The organism is Acinetobacter sp. YH12105, from assembly GCF_013419095.1.
Taxonomy (GTDB): domain Bacteria; phylum Pseudomonadota; class Gammaproteobacteria; order Pseudomonadales; family Moraxellaceae; genus Acinetobacter; species Acinetobacter pseudolwoffii.
In genome coordinates this window covers 73,693-94,010 of sequence record NZ_VPAU01000011.1, presented here as the reverse complement: position 1 = coordinate 94,010, position 20,318 = coordinate 73,693, and the positions used below count along the sequence as shown (strand labels likewise).

Sequence of the window (20,318 nt, the reverse complement as noted above, 5' to 3'; positions counted from 1 at the left end):
GATTAGACCTCCATTTCCAGAACATAGCCGACCAGTTCAAAGCCTAGAGATTCATACAGCTTCACAGTACGTTCAGCATAAATGCCGGTGATGGTGCCGACTTGAATACGATCTGCTTCATTCATCTCTGCCCATACCTTAAATGTTTCAATCAGGTCACTGGCTGCACCTGATTTACGATACTCCGGCAAAACATAAAGACCCTGCTCATAAGCAAGTTTCTGGCCTGTTCGCCAATCAATATCAATCGCACCGATCAATGTACCGACCGGGTTCTGATACTCATCTATCACGATCAGGATAGACTCAAGCTCATTAATCAAATGCGTAAATACATTACGCGCCCGCTTTTCATCAAAGCCCTGTTTCTTAAACCGTGGTGATTCACTGGTCAGACGCTTGCCCCAGTCAACAAGCGTGTCTAAATCTTTTAGTGTTGCTGCACGTACAAGCATCTTTATCTCTCATTCATTGATACCAACATAGCTACACTCTGGACGTGGAAAGGTAGCGGTTTGTTGTGTGTTATTTTTAATTCCATTTCGTGCAAGGTTGACCAGCCATTCATGCTGACACTGACCGGCCCCGTATAGGTCAGGTTCTGGAAGGCAGACTGATTAAATGACTTGTGTTCCAGATCGTATTGGTTGCACTGGCCACCAATTGAATTACGGATATACAAGACCGTTTCATGCGCCTGGATCTTATGGAACATTGCAGTATTGGGAACTTGACTGTGATCCGGTGGCAGAAACTCAACTTCCATATTGAACGGCTGGCCAGCAAACCAAGTGCCGGATGTTGGCTGGTTGTCATCGTAGAAATAGCCATCTGCATTCTGGAATCGGTACTGTGTGCTGTTATGCAGGTTTCTGTTTGCCAATGCGCCGTTATGCGCAATCTCACAATCCATGAATGATGTTTCGTCCAGCTGCTCAAGCACAACCGAAGTTTTACGCGTAACCAGCATGAAGCACAGATCATTGCCTGCAGCTTGGGGCAAAGCACAGATTGAGCGTACAGATCCACCAAAGTCATGCTGTGCCCAGGCATTCATCTCCTGATCACGGTTTAAAGTGATACTGGCCACCATGCCATCATTCAGCACCATCCAGACCAAGCTATACGGCGTTTGCTGATAGGTTAGTTCCTTGATACCGCCATGGTCTTCAGCAATGTGTGGTGCAATGGCTGACAGCTCAGGACTGACCAGACCGTCTACCTCGTAGCGATAAGACAAAGCACGCAAACGGTTACCGCCACGCTGTACAAATAACAGTTCATTCCCCACCAGACACGGACGGACGTTGGATTGCGCGCCGTAGGTTGTATGCTGTTCTATCTGGGCAGATGCAGGTGTAAATGCACCGGTTGAACTGATCAGAAACTCAGAACCACCAGTAAGCGCCACCACACCACCACGCTGTGCCAGGTGCAGAATGTTGTCTGCCTGTGCAGAAGATGAAGCCATGGAAAATGCGCTGGCATCGTCCGTTGCTTCCAAGAAATCACCATCATTTCCGATTGCACTCACCCATAACTGGTTCGGATTGTTCTTTGTATTGGCAAAGACCAGGCGCTGTTTGAAGAATGTCACCGTGGATGGGTAGCCAGTCGCTGCTGTAAACGCTGCAGTATTTAAGGTCCATGATTTAGCAATTGCCTGGACTGCTGCATTAAGCTTAACAATGACCTCACCCAACACACCGGTTGGTGAAACATAGGATGTAATTTTGACTTGGCCACCATTAATCGAAATGATTGCCCCCACATGCGCAGGAATGAACACAGATGCATCACCTGCAGTCACAGATTCCCAATCGGTACTCTCAGCTGCTGGAACCTTGCCAGTACTATCCGCTATGGCACGCCATGTCTGGCCAAGATAAATAACACGCTCACCAATGATGTAGTTTTCTGTTGAGCTCCAGTTCGGAAAAGCAGCTGCATTCAGTGAAATGGTTTTCCCCACTTCCACACCAGTCGGCGTTAATGCCACGTTAGGTGTGGTATTGATTTCATCCACCGGTGCGGTGACAAAAGTGAATTGATCAAAGTTCCAGTTATCAAAATCCTTACTACAGACCAGACGATGCACCGGATGATCACCCTGAACAAAGAACATGCGATAGCGTGAGTGTGCCACTTGGATCTGTGCAACTTTGGTCGCTGTGTTATACGGCGTACTTCCTGTATGGACCACGGATTGCGTTAAAGGGTCATACACCTGCAGTGTATTAATGCCCAAGATCAATAGAAATGGATTGTCTGAGTTCGGTACAAAAGGAATCAGACGCAATGCACCAGCGAAGATGCCACGGTATTTAGTGCCTGGTCGTTTCTTTGCACCACCTTCTACCAATGGAATTGCATTCAATAGTTTTTTAGCGCCGTTGGCATATTGCTGCACATCAGTTCGGGTATGCAGTAACGGTGATAGCTCACCGCTGGACAGGTTATTTTTAAGTAGCCATTGCTTCATTAGTAGCGACTCCCGATATAGCGTGATTCCTCATACACGATGTCTTCAGAAGGTCGTTCTTGTGCATTGATCGTACGTGCACGCTTGATCAAATCACGATATTGCGCTTCTGCCGATTGCCCTGCTGCATCGCTACCGGTATTCGGTTTGCATAGCTTGGCAGCCATCTTGAGTGACATGGCTTCAACCAGCATTGAATCCCATGAATCTTCGTTATCGTTGTCAAAAATATATTCAAGGTTGATCTGCTGCTGATTGGCCAGAATGTAACGATTCTCGACCTCATACTGCTCTGTATTGGCACTGATGATCCGGATGAAGTCACGCGGCAATGGGAAAGAATGGGTATAACCAAAGGCCGGATACGTGGTCACTGGCGCAAGAATGGTACGTTTTTTTGCACATGACCACGGATGATCACGGAGAATTGATTTCCGCACCTGGTCATAGATACTGCGGCAGCGTTCAGCACGTGCTGTGTTCTCATCAAATGATGCAATATTGCTATCCCCGATCAGACTTAAAGCATGATTGACGATGGTTGTTCTGGTTGTAATAGACATAAAAAAGCCCTCAAGTTTTAATGATCTTGAAGGCTTTTAGGTTGCGGTTTTTTGGGTATAAAAAAGACCCGACACCCCATGCCCAAGGTACCGAGCCAAAGCCCCTACTTAACGAAGGAAGTCGATTAAGACAATCTTCTGTTCGTTGGCACGTGCCGCACCATAAGATGCGATACCGCCGATCTGCTTCACGTTTGATTTGTCAGCACGGGTAACAATGTCAAAGTTAGAGATCGTATTACGGCCATAGTGAGTTGAGCCTTTCGCAACTGCAAAGGTACGACCTTCAGTATCACCGCCTGCACCATCTGCCAGCTCTTCATAAGGCAACCAGATAAAGCCACCCCATTTTTTAGCCACATCACCATCCTGAATCTGCTGGATCGTGTCGCGGTCCCATTTGGTCAGCTCTTCATCCACCAGAATCTGTTCAAGGATTTCTGAGTTATAGATCATGTACAACGGCAAGTTGTCACACTGGTTTTTACGGAACAAGGCACGTGCTTTGGCAATCTTGGCCTTATTCATTGGTGTGGCAGATGCTGCAATGGTTTGACCTGCTGGCACCGGTGTAGCTGTGTAGCTTTCGCCGTCTGCAGTTTTACGCTGTACCGATGCACCAAGTGACGTGTAAATTACACGGTCACGCTGACGATGTTCTGCAGCTAGACACGCTTGCATGTATGGTGAAGTCGGATTTGCTGAAAGCTTCGCTTCATCACGTGGATCGATTGGTACGAATAGACCGTAATCTTCCATTACCGCTAAACGCGTACCAGCCTCAGGTACAGACCATTTAGTATCAGCAAATCGAGTCGTCATCTTCTCCATTTCCACTGCGCCAAGATCATTGACTGTGAAAGATGAACCTTGGATCTGTCCGCGATCATGCGCCAGCACCTGAAGCACTGATTGTGTTTGTTGACATTGAATTTCAAACGCATCGTGAAATTGACGCTTGAATGCGGCGGTAATCATCCCGCCATTTGTAGCCATGTCTTGAGCCATGTTTTACTACCCCTTAATCTACGTATTGTTTTGCATACCAAGCGTCTACACGTTGCGCCACTGACTTGTGATCAGGATGATCTGCGTTACGGTATGCTTCCGACATTTGCAATTGTTGAATGGTTTCGCTACCACTTTGCTGTGTGTTCTGTGGCGGTGAATCTTCCTGAATATGCTTACCAATAGCAGCTGCCAGCTTTAACGCACCAATTGGTGAGTCCAGATCCGAAGCTTGGAAACCTAATGCTTCAATGGCCTGTTTAGCCAGGTTCACATTCACCCCAAAGTCATTGCCCCATTCTTGCTGCAGGGCTTCCATTTGAACGGATTGATGCTGTTCATAGGCTTTAACGACTGCTTCAACTTGCTTATTGGTCATACCTTCAGCATGGAATGATTCCAATACTTCAGTGTTATCCGCTTTAAAAGCATCAAAATCGAAGCCATCAATTTCAACTGAATAAGCATCGGCAGATTCTGGTACCGCTTTTGCTGGATCTGTTTCAGTTGTTTGCGTTTCTTGTTCACCAGGGTTCTGCTGTGTTGTCTCAGTACCTGGCACCGTTTGCGTTTCTGTTCCTGCAGGTGGTGTTGTAGTTTGAGTCTGTTCAGTTGTTTGAACGTCTGGTGTGTTTGCTGTTTGTTGTTCATTCATTGTTTTGCTCCATGTGTGCTAGTTCTAGGCTCTCGTCATAGCGAGGGTCGTTTGCTGTGTTAATTCGGTTGATAATGAAGTCCACGACTTCGGCACGGCCCAAACGGCGGCATGTTTCGCGTTCATCATCGGTAAATGGATTGCGCTTAAACCGCGCTGTAAGTTCTTCTAAAATTCGTTGGCCGTTCGGCTCAATATCAAAGTGAATCTGGTAGGTTTGCGCCGTTGGCTTTCGATGTGAACGCCATTTGACGTGGTGGCCAAAACCTAATTCGTCCTCTTGCTCCTGGACCAGTTCTTTAAATTCCTGATCAGGCTGAGCCTTAAGATTGGCAAGCTCATTCTCAAGTGCTTCAACTGTTTGCTTTTCTTCATGAAGCCAAATCTGAAGCTCATTAACCGCATTTCTATTAAACTCGCTTACAGCTTCTACAAGCTGCTTAGACCGGTAGCAGTTCCACCAGCCGACACATGCAATCAGTGCAAGAATGGCCATCACCGCAAAACCTAAAATCATTGCATCACCTCACTGACCATTTGTGCTTCCAGACCTTTACCCATGCCCTGTGCGACTGCACCTGTCATCTGTTGTGCCATAGCTGCTTCTTGTTCCTGTGCTGCTGCCTGCTGTTGTGCCTGAGCTTTCTGTTCACGATATGCCTGAAGTTCATCCGTGGTACGCATGATTGAAGTTGGCGCACCTAGACCAGCTGCCAGTACTTGCGGTACGGCATCAAGATTGATGTTGTCCAGTGCATCCGGAGCGACTTCAATAATTGATCCAAGTGAAGCCATTAGACGTTCAATGCTGGCCACTTCCTCAAGCTTCTGGGCGCGTGCCAGTGGTGAAATAAACTTGAATGAAAGATTGCGGCCTTGTAGATCCTCTGGTGCTTCGCCTAATGCCTCTGCCCGATATGCCAGACCAAAAGCACGATCAAGAATAGGAACCAGTAATTCAGCCTGTGCACGGCCATATAGCGGCCCGAGCTGCTGCCGAATCATGTCGACACGTGCATAAATCTCTGCGGCCGTAGGTGGTGTGTTGTAGTGCTGAGCCATACCATCAGCCATAAGCTTTCTGCGTATGCTGGATTGAAGACGATCTAACAGCGGATCTGCGACCTGAAAGCCCCGACCACTATCCAGACGCTTCATTGAATCCACGTTTCCTGCAGGAACGATCTTGCCGCCACCGATACGCACAGTACGTGGGTTTAAAATGCCATCATCTTCAGCAATCCAGAAACCAAGCACATCAATCTCAGCACTGCGCAAGGTGTCACGCATCAAAGCATTGGCTGATTTAGCATCTGGTAACGCCGTGGACATGATGCCGATTCCGTATACACTGCCCGGGATCTTTCTAAAACGTGGTACCGCACATGGGAATTCGTTGTAACCAGATTCCTTCAGGATATTTTTTCCATTCACTTCCACGTGATATGAAGCGAACGGCATATTCTTCGGCAGCAATACACGGTTGGTCATTGATGCTTTGACCTTGCGTGGTTCAATCACATGCACAATCTTGAAACGGTCATCTGGCCGGCTTTGGTAAGCATTACGTACAGCATCACTTACCTTGTGTTCACCAAACTCAGATACCAGCTGTGCAGCGGTTTTAGTGTATTCACGATAAATCGTATCTACTTGACCATCTGGACGTGTAGAAGCAATAAAGCATTCACCAATTGGCCAGCACTGGTATGTGAAGCCACCGCCTTTTTCACGGTCAATGTCTTGATAAACCACGCCCCAACCAGCAACGGCGAAATCAATGATCATGTCGTAGATTTCACTGTCAAAGTTTGCACCGTGGATATTGCGGAATAAGAATTGTGCGACCTGTTCAAGCCAGTGTTCACCTGGTGTGAGTTCGGCTTGATTGTCCATGCCATCAGGCACAGCTTTAAACCAGATCGCGTTTGCAGGTGTGGTACCTGCAATCAGGTTAGATACAAAGATCAGGATTGATTCGGCAGCAGTAGAATCCAGCAAATCAGCACGCTGTTTCTCTCTGGTGCCTTCGGAACCTGAACTACCGTTAAAACACTGTTGGCGCTCAGGTGCTCCGTACTTGTAGCATTCAGTCCAGTGGGCTTCATATTTGGCACGTTCTGCCCGAAGCTCACCCAACCGTTTGCAAATTTGACTTGCTCGATCACTCATGCCTTATCCGCCTAGTGTTGATTTTTTATTGCTATCACCAGCACTTAAAACCTCAGATGCGCGGCGCTTTTTCATGGCAGCCTGTGCATTGTCCTGTTTAGATTGCTGGGCTTCTGGTGAGTTTTCAGCTGCTTTATTCGCTGCACGCTCTTTCGTACCAACGATGTCGAGTCCAAAAATCTTCCCACTGTTTTGAAACAACTTGCCGATTGATCCTCCGCACATATCAACCTCCTAAGGTATTTTTCTTCTCGTCCTGAGAAGATCCAGAAGAAAGAACTTCAGATGCCTTACGCTTTTTACGCTGTGCCACCTGTTCGTTTTCCGCTGTCTGTGCCTCTGCTCGGGCTTTGGCTTCCGCTGCCTGAGCGTCATAGCCCTTGGATGCTGCCTTGGTATCAGTCAGACCAATGGCATCCGTCACAGTGCTAATGGCCTTGCCTACGAATCCACCGCACATAATTAGATATCCTTAAGTTCTAGACCGTTTTTACCTTGGGACCAGCGCTGTTTTTTCTTCACTTCAATGCCACCCGACTTTAATAACTGGTCGAGTTTCTTTTCGATGCGTGCTTGGTTTACAAGGATCTGATCAATACGTGAGTCTTCGACAGGTTCAACTGGTGTACCTAGTGAACTGGTTTCATTAGTAGACTGGTCTTGAGGTGCTTCAGACATTTCACCAGTTGCTTTTTCGCCCTTTGGATCTGACTCAGTTGCACCAATTGGTGTGGTGTCTGCTGCTGGTGCCTTCTCTGTTGCACCTGGTGTATTTACTTTGCGAGCTGCCATAAAAAAACCCTATCGTTGGTTGATAGGGTTACTGTGGGGGTATGGGTGTTGGGGTTTGTTGTGTGTTATTTAAGAGGATTATCTTTATCAAGCATTACTATCAACTTGTCATACCTATCATGAAAATCTCTTATATCTTTAATACGCTCCATTGCCTCTTTTAGCTCTACTTCTAGCTCCTTTATGGTAAATACATCACAATCATCATTCACTGAATCCAGCATAATTTCTAAACACTCTTTCATCTCAACCAGAGCATCTTCTGTTGAGTCTGAAATTTCCAAAAACCCATCAATTAACTCTCTTTCTACCTTGGTTAAATCACATGCATGCTTAGAAAATATTTTTATTTTTAGTGTTTTTAATTTTATTGCATTAACGACATTCAGCTGTTGATAAATAAACTCAATAAGTTGAAGTCTTAATTCAAAATATCTTTGTTTCTTGAAAAGCTTAATTTGATAATAGACATAATAGACAGCTATCAATGCAATGATAATTTGCACTTGTCCCGAATTGCTCCCCAACCAAGCCCATGCATTGACAATACATTCCCACATAAAATAAATCCTTATTATAAATTGCCCTCATTCTACCTAAACTTATTAAAAAAATTACTATTCTTCGGCCCGACATACTGAATCCATCCCCACAATTCACGCCAGTAAAACCAATCGCCGTTGAACTCCTTCCACGGCGTGCCGTCATTCTCGATATGGGTGTAGTCAGGTGGCATTATTGAAAGTTCCCCCCGTTATAAGACTTGCTCTTACGTCTCTCCTTCTTCATTTGTTTTTTACAGTACAGATCTATCTCTTGCTGTGTTGCCTTACGGATAGCAACCATTGGCTTAACATAGTTACCAAGTGATCCAAACTTGCTCACCATAACTTCGCCTGTAAGATGGTGCTTTTGAACACGGAGAAGAACAGGCGTGCCATCTGTGTACATTGCATAATCACCATTCTTATATTGGCTATGGTCAATCACTATTCTTGCTACTGGTTCAGACAAAGCCCGATCCAACTCATCAATGACCTGATCACACAGGCCGCCGTCTTCAAAAATATCCATCTGGCCAATCTTGTACTTGTATGTCATCCATTCACCTTCCAGTGGATAGCGCACAATGCCTGTCTCTGTTTGCCAGAGCATGATGAAGGCATGGCCGTTGTCATAATTTGGAACGCCACCACGCGCCCATTCTGAAACTGTAGAAGCACCAGACACCGGCAGAACGTCTGCAATCTTTTCGTGTGTCCAGCCGCATTTGCCTAAGTCCAGAATCATTCGGTTGAAGTCCGGACGCTTGTAATTTCGAAGTTTTAACTTGAACTCTTTGACCTTCTTTTTGGTATGCAGATTGATAAAACGCGCGCGCGCGCGAGGGTCGTTCGTATATACCCCCTCTCCACACTCACCGCCTGTTAGTTGCAGCCCCATAGAACTTCCCATAGCAACCCCTATAATCATTAGATTTCCATCACTTTTATTTTGAGTAATCCGCCTTTAACCACATTGCCCCGGCGTACTATCAGCTCATCAAACTGTTCGTCATCTACGCAAAATTCACACTTCACCAGGCTATCAATCGTTGCTTTCAAGTAATTATCGATATCCCGTCTTAATCGATTTGGAAAATGAAACGTCACCTCCAGTTTTAACCGTGCTGCTGTTCTGGTTGGCGGTACCAACATGCTGACCAGATCATGAAAATCTCTTGCCTCATCACTCAACTTGAAACCGCGTCCAGATTTCTTCCAATAGTGGTTTACTGATGGAGGAATGGCCGGCAAATTAAAATCTAAAATAACTTTTTCTCCCCCTGTGCTATTTCGCTCTAGTTTCGCGTCTACGGCGTTTTGTTCTGCTTCATGTGTCTTTGCTTCAATTTTGTTTTTAAATTGCACTGTCGCGCATTCCTTGCGTAATTTGTGCTTATTCAAGTGAACTTCTAACTGTTTTTCACTCATACGTATCGTCATGCAGTCGCTCGCTTAATCGTTCCTTTGATCATGGCTGCCAACTCAGGTGGACATGGCACGCCTTTACGATTCTTTTCGTCATGCTCAATCGCTACTGGCTTCACTGGTGGTACGTACATCACTTGAACACGTCCGGATTTCTTGGCTTTGTCCAGGTAATCGCTGTAAATATCTCTGAATGCAAAGTGAGCTGCTTTCTGGCCTTCGGTTTTGAGTATGTGGCGAACTTCATCCAGTGCACGCTTGGCCAATGTCGTGATCTTATTGGCTGGATCTGCTTCAAAATTTAAAGCTTTGGCCCATGCTTGTTCAGCTGTCCACCAGTCGCCGTCATGCACACACCAAGAACGAAACTCAGGAAGTGAAGGACACCATTTTTCAGAATTCATACGCTCTAAACCACGGCGTAACTCTGCAGGTTTCAAACCGTTCAAAACCGTACAAACAGTGAATTGCAGCTCTGCCGGATTAATATTTCCGTATTTTTTATCGAACATTTCACCGTACAGTGCCTGCATCCGACCTAAGACCTGATCTGCAATCTCAGCTGGAAAATCGACAACGAATGCATCCTGGAATAACTGGATATTGCTCATGATTCACCTCGTGGAATTACACCTTGGCCATAACGATGACGTTTTGGTTGTTCAGCCTTAGGTTGTTTTAGATCTGCCTTCGGTTTTGCCGGCTGGTAATTGCGTAACCAGTTCAACCAAGTGGTCATCCATTTTTGAGAAATGCGTTCAGGTTGACCAACTGACCATTGCGCCAGCTCTTTGAGTTGTTCAAGTACGATGTCTTGTGACAGCTTTGGAAAACTCACAGCTGCTTGCGCCATGAAATCCTGTTTGATTGGGTAGGTCCCAGATAGATCTTTCAGCGTGTACAGCTTTGGATCCTCAGAGTGGTAATCAATAAAATTCAAAGCACCACGATCCTGAGGAACAAAATCAGCCGGCGCTTTATAATTATTATTTTCTTTAATATTTTCTTTAAAGTTTTCTTTAATAGCCCCCTGTTTCATGGGGGTACTCTCCCCACCTGCAACGGTGGTACTCTCCCCCTGTTTCATGGGGCTACCCCCCTTTGATGGGGGTGGTGCTGTTTGTTGGTACTGGTCAAGCGTGAGGAAGTACTCATTTAAGCACCCTGATTTACGCTCAACTTTAATAGCTTTGCATTGCTCTAATTCACGAATTACCTTGGTAACGGTTTCCTCTTTTTTAATACCGCAGTACTTCTGGAATTGCGTAACTGCAATGGTGTGAGAATTGCGCCCAAACCCTACAGTTTGACGCACTATGAACACTAGGCATTTGAACGCCTTGTCGCTCAGATCCGCCATAATCTCAGAGTCAATGAGCAGATTTGGAAGTCTTGTATATCCCTCATCTATCCCTGTCATCGTTAGTCGCTCTTTTTTGGGAAACGGCACCACTAGCCCTTGAGCTGGGTGTTGTTCCTGTGCTAAATTCAACATTCGTTACATGCCTCGTTTGCTTTCGAGTGAACGGCAAGAAAGTCCATCTGTTCGAGCAGTTGGGCTTTTTTTGTGCCGGTAGGTTTTGGTAGTGGTTCGGGTGCAAGCTCAAAAAATGGCGTATGCACTGTAGACACTGTATTCATAGCCAGGTCGAACTCTTTTGCTAGACAATGCAGATATTCCTCAGTTGCAGAAATATCCTTAATGAGCAAATCACGTAAATATTCAGATATTGAATTAAATTTTTTTACCCGAGCTATAGCCTCAGCTTTGCTCTTTTCATCAAAAGAACAGCGTAGTGTTGCAACAGCATTTAATTTTTCTGACATTAAGCAGCCCCTTCGTTTTCTGGGTTTACTTTCTCTTTGTGTAATCTCTTCAACCCGTCAGCGATTTCATACGAAAGCCTTTTACCTTTCTTTCCAGCCTTTAGATCACTTATGTAGTTTTGTGAGCAAGGAACACTCTCTGCAATTTGTTGCTGAGTCATATTCCCCTTCTCCTTGTCCTGAAGGTCTTTAATTAACTGACTCCAATTAGTCATTTCATCATTCCCGTAATAGCTATTGGGATAATTTATCTTGATTGCGATATTTAAGCAACCGCCATAGCGATATAAATTTACATCACAATAGCGATATCAACTTTGGAGCAATAATCATGAGTGTAGGAAATCGAATTAGAACACTAAGAAGATCTCTAAGCATGTCTCAGCCTGAACTAGCTAAAAAAGCAAAAGTTGGCCAATCAACTATTTCCGATTTAGAGAATGATAAAAAAAGTACATCAGCTATAAATATGGAAGCTATTGCTCAGGCACTAGGTACTTCAAGTAGTTATTTATTGACAGGTAAACAGGAATCTGTAAATAACAAAGAGCATACCAACGGCACAATTGATCAAATAATTGAACATGTTAATAATAATGATGAGATTATTTATCAAATAAATAATCTAGTGAAAATTAGGTATTATCCGAATCTTTCTATTTCCTGTGGATCTGGATCATTTGGGGAGGTTCTTGAACAAGAGCATGAGGAAATCACTATAAATAGTAAATCTCTAAACGATAGACACATTCATCAAGCAAACTGTGTGGCATTTCCTGCGAGTGGTGATTCAATGCTACCAACTATTAAAGACAGGGATACTGTTTACGTTGATTTAGAGCGTACAACTATAAAAGATGGCAAAGTATTTGCTATTTGCCATGGTGGACTTTTTAAATTTAAGCGACTTTACAATCTCCCTCTCGGTGGTGTGCGAATTGTTTCCGATAATACTGTGGAATTTCCAGAAGAAAGATTAACCGCTCAGGAAATAATTGATCAACAATTTCAAATTATTGGCTGGGCTTGGTCTTGGCAATCCATGGAGAACTGGTGATGAACAAAAAGAAATTATTAAGACTATCAGTAGCTTCTTTACTTGTACTCTTTCTTTCAGCTTGCGTAACAGTTGCTAAGTTTGAAAAAAGAATGGATGAAAAAAAGGGCTTAAACAAAGCCCAATTGATTGAGGAAATGGGAATTCCGGACAGAGAATATAAAATAAGTAACTTTGAAATCCTTGAATACAACCAAAGCCAAACCGTATTCAATTCCAAGTCTGATACGTCTGTAGTCAATGGTTATTTAATCAATACGCAAACCTCAGTTCCTCAGAACATGTGGTGCAGACTAGAATTTAAGTTGGTTGAGGGAATAGTGGAGAGCTATAGATACAAAGGAGATATGTGTAAGTCACGTTAATTACCTTCTGCCCCCAAAGCCACCTTCAGGTGGTTTTTTATTGCCATAAAAATAATTAGATCTTTTTAGCGATAAAATATCGCAATAGCTATTGACTATATTTATCGTTAATGCGATATTTATCTCGTGCCCAATAAAAAGCCCGCAGGGACTGGAAATCTAGCGGGCTTGCAATAAAGCGAGATAAGTATGAAACAAAATCCTATTCAAAGCAACCTGCCAGAGTTTGATGCATCAAGCATGACTTCTGAGCGTTTGTATCAGCACCCAGAACCGAAATCAGTAGCGAAAGAAGTCGCTTCAAATGTAGCTGCCTGGATGCTCCTGTTTTCAATCTTCTTTGGTCTGTCAGTCATGATTCTGCATGCAGCGGAAAAGCAGTCTGCATACCAGGCGGAAGCAATTGCCAAGTCTGTAGGGGGTGCGAAGTGAACGCCTTTATCGAACTACCAACGGCACAGCTCGTTGAGGAAATGAGCAATGATGAATATCACGCTCGTCCTGAGTTCAGCTCAAGCCAGTTAAAAGACATGCTGCGTTCTGGTGCCCACTTCTATGTGAACAGTATTAGCAAAGAAGCAAAAAAAGAAGCTTCAACCGCTATGAACTTCGGCACATTGGTTCACACCATGTTTTTAGAGCCTGAACAGTTTGAAAATGAATTCGTGATTGCACCTAAATTCAACCGCCGCACCAAAGATGGGAAAGCAGAAGCGGAAGCATGGGAACAAGCAAACGCTGGGAAATTGGCTGTCACCGAAGAAGATATTGAAAATGCTCAGCGTATGGCGACCAACCTGCGCACATTAAGCAGCTATGCAGACATGCAAAATAACTACGGTATGCCTGAAGCAAGCATTTTCTTCACCGATCCAACCTATGACTTGCAGCTGCGTATCCGTCCTGACTGGCACATTGCACCATGTTCAGCATTTCCTAACGGCCTGATTCTGGACTTGAAGACCACAACGGATGCACGTCCAAATGAATTCTCAAGAAGCTGCGCCAAGTTTGGTTATGACCTATCGGCGGCCATGTACCGCGAAGGCTTCCAGGAGTACTACCGCACACCAGAAAAGCCAGACTTCGTTTTCCTTGTGGCTGAAAGTGCTTTGCCTTTCAACGTCAAACAGTACAAGGCATCTGACCTGTTTTTAAGTGTAGGTGAAACCCGATACAACAAGTCCAAAGCCCGACTGGCTGAGTCGCTACTCATTGATAAATGGGACGGCTACCCAACCGAAATGGAAGAAATTTATTTACCGTCTTATATGACCAAACAAGCTTTAGAAAACGATTTTAACTAATTTAATTTATAGGAATTTTTATCATGAATGCTCAAATCTCTACTGCTCCACAAATGAATTCTGTTGGCCTTTTAAACCTTGAAGCTTTTGAACTGTCTCAACGTGTCGCAAAAATGTTGTCTAGCTCTACCCTGGTACCTGAACAGTACCGCGCTGTTTTAAAGGTTAAAGCTGGTAAAGATCAAAACGGCCAATGGGTGTACCGCGATGAAGAAAACCCGAATGGCCTATCTAACTGCATCATTGCTTTAAACATGGCTAACCGTATGGGTGCAGATCCGTTAATGATCATGCAAAACCTGTATTTGATTGAAGGCCGTCCATCTTGGTCATCACAGTTCATCATGGCTTCAATCAATAGCTGTGGTCGTTTCTCTGCCCTACGTTTTGAAATTCAGGACTTGGGTGAAAAGGAAGTTGAATACCAGGAAACGTCATGGTCTGGTGGTAAAAAACAGAACTTAACCAAGAAAATCAAAATTCAGAATCTTACCTGTGTTGCCTGGGTGATCGAACGTGAATCAGGTGAACGTCTTGAATCTTCTAAAATCAGTATTGAAATGGCTGTTAAAGAAGGCTGGTACCAGAAGAACGGATCTAAATGGCAAACCATGCCTGAACAGATGCTGCGCTATCGTGCTGCTTCATTCTTTGGCCGTGTTTATGCACCTGAATTATTGATGGGCCTACGTTCTGCAGAAGAAGAACAAGACCGAATCATTGACGTTACACCAGAGCAAGGCTTGTCTACCAAAGCAGATATTAGTCAGCTCAAGCGCAAAATTCTTGCAGCAAAATCCCCTGCTGAACTGGATGCTTTAGAAGACCAGGTATTCGATATTGCGGAAGATGAACCACGTAAAGAATTGATGAAGTTAGTGAATGCACAGGCGCAAAAGTTTCAACCTAAAGTAGTCGAAGATGTACCAGCTGCAGAAGAAAAGCCAATCACCAAACGCCAGCCTAAGGCTGTGGAAGAAGCACCAGTTGAAAATGCCCAAAATCAAACATCAAATGCGGCGGCTGATGGCGAACTAAGCGTAGATGAATTGAAGCGCCTGCAACAAGAAGCCGAAGCACTGGTTGAGCAAAAGAAACAACCTGCCTCTGGTGAGCTTAGACGTGCTTATGCCAAGGCTCTGAATACGGCGAAGTCACTGGCTGATGTACTGGATATCGAAGAACAGATCGAAAATGACGGTGCTTTAAATCAGGGTGATGCTCAGTATTTAGTAGGCAACATTGAAGAAGTTCGTGCCAAGTTTGAGGCATCACAAGCGCCAGCTGTAGATCCTCTCAAAAGTGGGTCAGTTAAAAGTGGTCTTATCCTACTGATCTCTGATGCCAAGAACGGTGAAGATCTTCGACAAGTCGCCCAGAAAATGAATGCAGCGAAGCCGGACTTGACCAGTGAGCATCAACAGGAATTACTGCAAGCCTACCAGCAAAAAAAGAAATTGATCGAAGATCAGATGGATATGTTCCCAAATAAATAATACGGATATGGCCACACCTTCGGGTGTGGTCTGAAAGGAATTGGAAATGAATATTAAAGCGGTTATTACAAAAGCGATTCAGGACAACTTTTCAGAGTTCACAGAAGATCAGGCGGAAGCTGTGATTGAAGCGATTAAACAGGAAGGGTTTGTTTTGATGCCGAAAGAGCCGACAAAAGACACTTTGATTGAAATCGCATCAATATGTATTGGTGATGATTTTGCAAATTTAGATGAAGCCAAAGAGTTATACAAGGCAGCGATTAAAGCACAGGAGCCAGCCAATGACTGAAATTCAATTAACCAAACTTCAATTGGCGAACTATGTGTGTGATGAACTGCATAAAGAAATACCATTTGATCTGATTTTTAATCAGGACGAATTCGTGCCATTTATGGAAATCATTGATGCTTCAAACCTTAATGTTGGATTTTCAGTTAAGAATATCGGTGACAAGATTCATGTCGGTGTAACTAAGGGAAATTCAAACGGTATATATCAGGCATTGAGCAGCTACATCGCTCAGCATCAGAAGCCGGAAAACTGCATCGATCAATTCATTGCAAGCGGTGAATTTGATAAGGCTTTTAAAGATGTGTTTGGTTTACCGGAATCTGTAGTGAAAAGTTCAAAGGAGGTGTCTTAATGGTTTTATATATCTCAACGCCTGAGTTACTGAAGCGTTATGGGGTAACAAAAGGCACTTTGATCAACTGGCGCAATAAAAAGGATTTCCCTGAACCAGTGATCAAAGCACATGGGCGCTCAAGCAGCCGTTACGGGATCAAAGCCGTGGATGCCTGGGAAAGAGACAACGGATTGCTTGAATCACTTGAAATACAGCCTTTGATATCAAAGCGCTCGTAATTGTCCAATATGGCGCAGAGCTTGAAGAACCACTTTTCATACGCCTGCGCCTGATCATCTAAATACTCATGTAAATCATAAGTTCCCCATACTGCAGGTAAACCATGGCCAAGCATAATTTCACAAATATGCGGCGGTGCCAGTTCTGATATATGTGTTCTCATCGTTCTTCGTAAATCATGTGTGGTCCAGTGCTGGATCTCCACCCCAAAACGTTTACGCACATTCTCATTCACATATATAGGTATAGTCGTCTGAAAGCTTTTGGCCAGCATGGTATAGGCTTTGCCTTTTAAGTTCGGGAAAGCGTATTCACAGCTATCAGGTGAGAGTGAAAACACATACTTAATGAATGGCACAATTTGCGGAATGATGGGCCGGATAATCGGCTTATGGGTACGGTCCCCCATCTTGTGATTCTCTGGTGGTACGTGCCAGATCATTTCCTGAAAATCGAAGTCCGACTTCTTGGCCAGTCTTAATTCTGATACACGACAACCGAAGAACAGCAGCATGATAATAATGGCTTTATTTTTTGGTGATATTGCATTCGATCGCAGTGAAGCATGTACCACCCAGAATATTTCCTGTTCTGAAAGATAACGCGACCGTTTGACTTTCTTTACGTTTAGGTCCGCTGCTCTCAAGTGCTGAATAGGCTGATGCTGTAATTTTCCGTGAATGCATCCCCAGCGCATGATCATTCTTAAATTGCCCAGCACCTTGATCGATACGGTTTTAGCATCCGCAGCAATATCAAAGAGCAATTGCGACCACTCTTGCAGCGACACATCATCACAGATTCGTCTACCTATACGCGGATAAACGTGCAACTCAAAGGCTCGATAATCATCCTTATATGAGACTTTATGAATGGCCACCGTATTAAACCAAAGATCGCAAATGTCTTTGACTGTGAGCTGTTTCAGATAGTCGCTTTCCCCTTTCAGTTTAAGCTGCATCGGATCCTTGCCCTGGTCGAGCTCAGCTTTATATTTATGTACCTGTACCCGGGCATCTTTTAAACTGAGTAAGGGATAAGTACCTAAGTCCAGTCTTTTGGCCTTGCCGCCAAAACGATAGCGATATTGAAAGACGATCTTGCCTTTAGGTGTAATTCGAACTGACAGGCCATCCCGATCCGTCACCACCTCAACTTTTTCACGCGGTTTCCCATTGTTGGATTTGAGCCAACTATCACTTAAAGCCATTTAAATTTTCCAGTCCAAATGTTCTATACTCTGTACATATTTGAACAGAGCAAAATTATGTACACACATATGTACATATTTTTTCTTGAAAGGTAAATGACTTTGTTGAACTTTGAATTTATTTGATTGCCGTTAATAAACGCGAAAGTTGAATAATTCTATTGAATCTAAAGCTTTTCTATATGCTTTGTTGAACTTTGAAAAACTTTGGAGAATGTTGAATGGAAAGGCCGACTATAATTTTCGATATGGATGGAACTTTACTTGATCTTGCCTACGATGATTTCATCTGGAATGAGTTGCTGCCTGTGCGTTATGCTGCCACACATGGCTGTAGCATGGAACACAGTCAGGCGACCCTCTCCGCATTCTATCAGGAACATAATCATACCCTAAACTGGTACTCCTCACGCTTCTGGACGGCTAAAGTCGAAGTTGATGTTCTGGCGATGCAGATTGAACATAAAGACAAAGTCGCCTTACGCCCGTATTGTCTCGAATTACTGGATTATCTTAAAACGAATGGCTACCCGATCTGGCTGGCCACCAATGCCGATTGTGCCGGACTGGCCTTTAAACTGGATCACTTAAATTTAAGCCATTATTTTGATGTGATTGTCAGTTCAGAAACGATTGGGCACGCCAAAGAATTTGTTGAATTCTGGCAAGGCTTGAATGCCATGCATCCCTTCGATCCGCAACATGCTTATTTTATTGATGATACCGAAAAAGTCCTGAATGGTGCCAAAGCCTACGGGATTGAAAACCTGCTCAGTATCCAGCAACCCTCTTCGGCCAAAGTCGCACGCGAGACTTGCAATTATCCGATGCTGCACCAATTAACAGATTTAATCACTTATTTAAATCAGGCTGAGGTAGAGAAAAAATATGCGTAAATCGTCTTTACCCGAAGATGCGGTAGGCATGCGTATAGACAAATGGCTTTGGGCAGCACGGTTTTTCAAGACCCGTTCCATTGCCAAACATGCAATTGAAGGTGGTAAAGTCCACCACAATGGTGAACGTGTCAAAGTATCACGCGAAGTCCGTGTCGGTATGGAACTGACGATTCAGCAAGGCATCGACAAGAAAACTGTCCTGGTTAAAGAACTTTCTGATGTTCGCGGCCCTGCACCTGTGGCACAAAAACTGTATGAAGAAACCGAAGTCAGTATTGCTCGACGGGAATTGATTACCTCACAAAGAAAGTTGCATAATCTAGCTCGTCCCGATCATCGTCCAAGCAAGAAAGATCGCCGGGATATCAGTAAATTTAAAAATGAAAATAGTCAGAGTTTTGATCAGTCATGGTCGTATAATGACGATTAAATTCAAGCGTCAGAATGTGTCGTACATGCGCTGACATTGATAGAACACTAGGGAAAATTCTGTCACTATACGCCTGTGGAACAAAGCTCTAATTTAAGACATCCACTTGAGTACTAACTGAGTGACATCGTATTGAGGTTGTAAGATGGATGAGAATAAAAACAAGGCGCTTAACGCTGCCTTAAGCCAGATTGAAAAACAGTTTGGTAAAAATACAGTCATGCGTCTTGGTGACAATACCGTTCAGGCTGTTGAAGCAGTATCTACAGGTTCTTTAACCCTGGATATCGCACTCGGTATTGGTGGCCTACCGAAGGGCCGTATCGTCGAGATTTATGGTCCTGAATCATCAGGTAAAACCACGATGACCCTGCAAGCAATTGCAGAATGTCAAAAAGCCGGTGGTACATGTGCATTTATCGATGCCGAACATGCACTTGATCCGCAATATGCGCGTAAACTTGGCGTAGATATTGATAACCTGCTGGTATCGCAGCCCGACCATGGTGAACAGGCGCTTGAAATCGCAGATATGCTGGTACGCTCTGGTGCAATTGACATGATCGTGGTCGATTCTGTAGCTGCTCTAACGCCACGTGCGGAAATTGAAGGCGAAATGGGTGACTCGCATATGGGTCTGCAAGCCCGTTTGATGAGCCAGGCACTGCGTAAAATCACCGGTAATGCCAAGCGTTCCAACTGTATGGTGATCTTCATTAACCAGATTCGTATGAAGATTGGTGTCATGTTCGGTAGCCCGGAAACCACGACTGGCGGTAACGCATTGAAGTTCTATGCATCTGTACGTCTAGACATCCGTCGTATTGGTCAGGTGAAAGAAGGTGACGAGATCGTTGGTTCTGAAACCAAAGTCAAAGTCGTGAAAAACAAAATGGCGCCTCCATTTAGAGAAGCCCTGTTCCAGATTCTGTACGGCAAAGGCGTGAACCATCTGGGTGAATTGATCGATCTGGCTGTACAGCAAGAAATCGTGCAGAAAGCCGGTGCGTGGTATTCTTATCAAGGCGACAAAATTGGCCAAGGTAAGAACAATACCATCCGTTATTTGGAAGAGCATAAAGAAATGGCGCAAACCATTGAAAAGCTGATTCGCGAGCAACTGCTGACCAAAGCCGTGATCACTGAAGAAGATAATAAAGAAGAAGCAGATCTTTTAGATGCCTAATCTATTATCTGCCTAGTCTTTAAACATCAC

The 20,318-nt window shown here is 44.2% G+C and carries 28 protein-coding genes and 1 pseudogene; 11 read left to right on the top strand and 18 right to left on the bottom strand.

What is annotated here, in order from left to right:
- Nucleotides 1–2 precede the first annotated feature (2 nt).
- The 17 genes and pseudogenes from FTU44_RS09630 to FTU44_RS09550 form a co-directional block, all read right to left on the bottom strand.
- Nucleotides 3–455: a GNAT family N-acetyltransferase gene (locus FTU44_RS09630; RefSeq protein ID WP_180050354.1), complete on the bottom strand. Its 453-nt coding sequence runs from the start codon at nucleotides 453–455 to the stop codon at nucleotides 3–5.
- Nucleotides 456–457: 2 nt separating this feature from the next.
- A complete protein-coding gene (locus tag FTU44_RS09625) occupies nucleotides 458–2,482 on the bottom strand; it encodes a carbohydrate-binding protein (RefSeq protein ID WP_180050351.1) in 2,025 nt (674 codons plus the stop codon).
- Complete coding sequence (locus FTU44_RS09620) at nucleotides 2,482–3,045, bottom strand: hypothetical protein (RefSeq protein ID WP_180050348.1); 564 nt, start codon at nucleotides 3,043–3,045, stop codon at nucleotides 2,482–2,484. Before FTU44_RS09620 ends, FTU44_RS09625 begins: the two co-directional genes overlap by 1 nt.
- Nucleotides 3,046–3,153: 108 nt before the next feature.
- Nucleotides 3,154–4,053, bottom strand: coding sequence for a phage capsid protein (locus tag FTU44_RS09615; RefSeq protein ID WP_180050345.1), 900 nt, complete (start codon nucleotides 4,051–4,053; stop codon nucleotides 3,154–3,156).
- A 13-nt stretch (nucleotides 4,054–4,066) separates the two neighbouring features.
- Nucleotides 4,067–4,708 carry a hypothetical protein gene (locus FTU44_RS09610; RefSeq protein ID WP_180050343.1) on the bottom strand — a complete coding sequence of 214 codons (642 nt, stop codon included), beginning with the start codon at nucleotides 4,706–4,708 and terminating at the stop codon, nucleotides 4,067–4,069.
- The gene (locus FTU44_RS09605; protein WP_180050340.1) at nucleotides 4,701–5,225 is read right to left on the bottom strand and encodes a hypothetical protein; all 525 of its coding nucleotides are present in this window, start codon (nucleotides 5,223–5,225) and stop codon (nucleotides 4,701–4,703) included. Before FTU44_RS09605 ends, FTU44_RS09610 begins: the two co-directional genes overlap by 8 nt.
- The gene (locus tag FTU44_RS09600; RefSeq protein WP_180050337.1) at nucleotides 5,222–6,880 is read right to left on the bottom strand and encodes a portal protein; all 1,659 of its coding nucleotides are present in this window, start codon (nucleotides 6,878–6,880) and stop codon (nucleotides 5,222–5,224) included. Before FTU44_RS09600 ends, FTU44_RS09605 begins: the two co-directional genes overlap by 4 nt.
- Nucleotides 6,881–6,883: 3 nt before the next feature.
- Nucleotides 6,884–7,105: a hypothetical protein gene (locus FTU44_RS09595; RefSeq protein ID WP_180050334.1), complete on the bottom strand. Its 222-nt coding sequence runs from the start codon at nucleotides 7,103–7,105 to the stop codon at nucleotides 6,884–6,886.
- A 1-nt stretch (nucleotide 7,106) separates the two neighbouring features.
- Entirely contained in the window at nucleotides 7,107–7,340 is a 234-nt protein-coding gene (locus FTU44_RS09590; protein WP_159515833.1) for a hypothetical protein, read from the bottom strand.
- 2 nt (nucleotides 7,341–7,342) lie between these two features.
- The gene (locus FTU44_RS09585; RefSeq protein ID WP_180050331.1) at nucleotides 7,343–7,672 is read right to left on the bottom strand and encodes a hypothetical protein; all 330 of its coding nucleotides are present in this window, start codon (nucleotides 7,670–7,672) and stop codon (nucleotides 7,343–7,345) included.
- Between the two features lie 65 nt (nucleotides 7,673–7,737).
- Complete coding sequence (locus FTU44_RS09580; RefSeq protein ID WP_180050328.1) at nucleotides 7,738–8,232, bottom strand: hypothetical protein; 495 nt, start codon at nucleotides 8,230–8,232, stop codon at nucleotides 7,738–7,740.
- Nucleotides 8,233–8,683: 451 nt separating this feature from the next.
- Nucleotides 8,684–9,127: pseudogene (locus tag FTU44_RS09575) on the bottom strand (hypothetical protein); the annotation flags it as partial.
- Nucleotides 9,128–9,144: 17 nt separating this feature from the next.
- Nucleotides 9,145–9,657 carry a RusA family crossover junction endodeoxyribonuclease gene (locus FTU44_RS09570; protein WP_180050325.1) on the bottom strand — a complete coding sequence of 171 codons (513 nt, stop codon included), beginning with the start codon at nucleotides 9,655–9,657 and terminating at the stop codon, nucleotides 9,145–9,147.
- Entirely contained in the window at nucleotides 9,654–10,253 is a 600-nt protein-coding gene (locus FTU44_RS09565) for a restriction endonuclease (protein ID WP_180050322.1), read from the bottom strand. The genes FTU44_RS09570 and FTU44_RS09565 overlap by 4 nt, the downstream gene beginning before the upstream one ends.
- Nucleotides 10,250–11,137 (bottom strand): replication protein, encoded by an 888-nt coding sequence (locus FTU44_RS09560; protein ID WP_180050319.1) that lies wholly within the window; start codon nucleotides 11,135–11,137, stop codon nucleotides 10,250–10,252. The genes FTU44_RS09565 and FTU44_RS09560 overlap by 4 nt, the downstream gene beginning before the upstream one ends.
- Entirely contained in the window at nucleotides 11,131–11,469 is a 339-nt protein-coding gene (locus FTU44_RS09555) for a hypothetical protein (RefSeq protein ID WP_180050316.1), read from the bottom strand. Before FTU44_RS09555 ends, FTU44_RS09560 begins: the two co-directional genes overlap by 7 nt.
- A complete protein-coding gene (locus tag FTU44_RS09550; RefSeq protein ID WP_180050313.1) occupies nucleotides 11,469–11,684 on the bottom strand; it encodes an XRE family transcriptional regulator in 216 nt (71 codons plus the stop codon). Before FTU44_RS09550 ends, FTU44_RS09555 begins: the two co-directional genes overlap by 1 nt.
- Before the next feature lie 116 nt (nucleotides 11,685–11,800).
- Between FTU44_RS09550 and FTU44_RS09545 the strand changes: the two genes are divergently transcribed.
- From FTU44_RS09545 to FTU44_RS15215, 8 genes are all read left to right on the top strand, one after another.
- Nucleotides 11,801–12,526 carry a S24 family peptidase gene (locus FTU44_RS09545; protein ID WP_180050310.1) on the top strand — a complete coding sequence of 242 codons (726 nt, stop codon included), beginning with the start codon at nucleotides 11,801–11,803 and terminating at the stop codon, nucleotides 12,524–12,526.
- A complete protein-coding gene (locus FTU44_RS09540) occupies nucleotides 12,526–12,891 on the top strand; it encodes a hypothetical protein (protein WP_180050308.1) in 366 nt (121 codons plus the stop codon). Before FTU44_RS09545 ends, FTU44_RS09540 begins: the two co-directional genes overlap by 1 nt.
- 189 nt (nucleotides 12,892–13,080) lie before the next feature.
- Nucleotides 13,081–13,323 carry a hypothetical protein gene (locus FTU44_RS09535; RefSeq protein ID WP_180050305.1) on the top strand — a complete coding sequence of 81 codons (243 nt, stop codon included), beginning with the start codon at nucleotides 13,081–13,083 and terminating at the stop codon, nucleotides 13,321–13,323.
- Nucleotides 13,320–14,198, top strand: a complete 879-nt coding sequence (locus FTU44_RS09530; RefSeq protein ID WP_373686012.1) for a PD-(D/E)XK nuclease-like domain-containing protein — start codon at nucleotides 13,320–13,322, stop codon at nucleotides 14,196–14,198. The genes FTU44_RS09535 and FTU44_RS09530 overlap by 4 nt, the downstream gene beginning before the upstream one ends.
- Before the next feature lie 23 nt (nucleotides 14,199–14,221).
- Complete coding sequence (locus FTU44_RS09525) at nucleotides 14,222–15,694, top strand: recombinase RecT (RefSeq protein ID WP_180050302.1); 1,473 nt, start codon at nucleotides 14,222–14,224, stop codon at nucleotides 15,692–15,694.
- 46 nt (nucleotides 15,695–15,740) lie between these two features.
- A complete protein-coding gene (locus FTU44_RS09520; RefSeq protein ID WP_180050299.1) occupies nucleotides 15,741–15,986 on the top strand; it encodes a hypothetical protein in 246 nt (81 codons plus the stop codon).
- The gene (locus tag FTU44_RS09515; protein WP_180050296.1) at nucleotides 15,979–16,341 is read left to right on the top strand and encodes a hypothetical protein; all 363 of its coding nucleotides are present in this window, start codon (nucleotides 15,979–15,981) and stop codon (nucleotides 16,339–16,341) included. Before FTU44_RS09520 ends, FTU44_RS09515 begins: the two co-directional genes overlap by 8 nt.
- Complete coding sequence (locus tag FTU44_RS15215; RefSeq protein WP_005251506.1) at nucleotides 16,341–16,562, top strand: hypothetical protein; 222 nt, start codon at nucleotides 16,341–16,343, stop codon at nucleotides 16,560–16,562. The genes FTU44_RS09515 and FTU44_RS15215 overlap by 1 nt, the downstream gene beginning before the upstream one ends.
- On the opposite strand, the gene FTU44_RS09510 is transcribed toward FTU44_RS15215, so the two are convergent.
- Complete coding sequence (locus FTU44_RS09510; RefSeq protein WP_180050293.1) at nucleotides 16,472–17,773, bottom strand: integrase family protein; 1,302 nt, start codon at nucleotides 17,771–17,773, stop codon at nucleotides 16,472–16,474. The genes FTU44_RS15215 and FTU44_RS09510 overlap by 91 nt on opposite strands.
- 221 nt (nucleotides 17,774–17,994) lie before the next feature.
- Here FTU44_RS09510 and FTU44_RS09505 point away from each other — a divergent pair, with 221 nt between their 5' ends.
- The 3 genes from FTU44_RS09505 (at nucleotide 17,995) to recA (ending at nucleotide 20,288) form a co-directional block, all read left to right on the top strand.
- Complete coding sequence (locus FTU44_RS09505) at nucleotides 17,995–18,669, top strand: HAD-IA family hydrolase (protein ID WP_218949983.1); 675 nt, start codon at nucleotides 17,995–17,997, stop codon at nucleotides 18,667–18,669.
- Complete coding sequence (locus FTU44_RS09500) at nucleotides 18,662–19,102, top strand: RNA-binding S4 domain-containing protein (protein ID WP_005096718.1); 441 nt, start codon at nucleotides 18,662–18,664, stop codon at nucleotides 19,100–19,102. The genes FTU44_RS09505 and FTU44_RS09500 overlap by 8 nt, the downstream gene beginning before the upstream one ends.
- 145 nt (nucleotides 19,103–19,247) lie before the next feature.
- Nucleotides 19,248–20,288: a recombinase RecA gene (recA, locus tag FTU44_RS09495; RefSeq protein WP_005096717.1), complete on the top strand. Its 1,041-nt coding sequence runs from the start codon at nucleotides 19,248–19,250 to the stop codon at nucleotides 20,286–20,288.
- The last annotated feature ends 30 nt before the right edge of the window (nucleotides 20,289–20,318 follow it).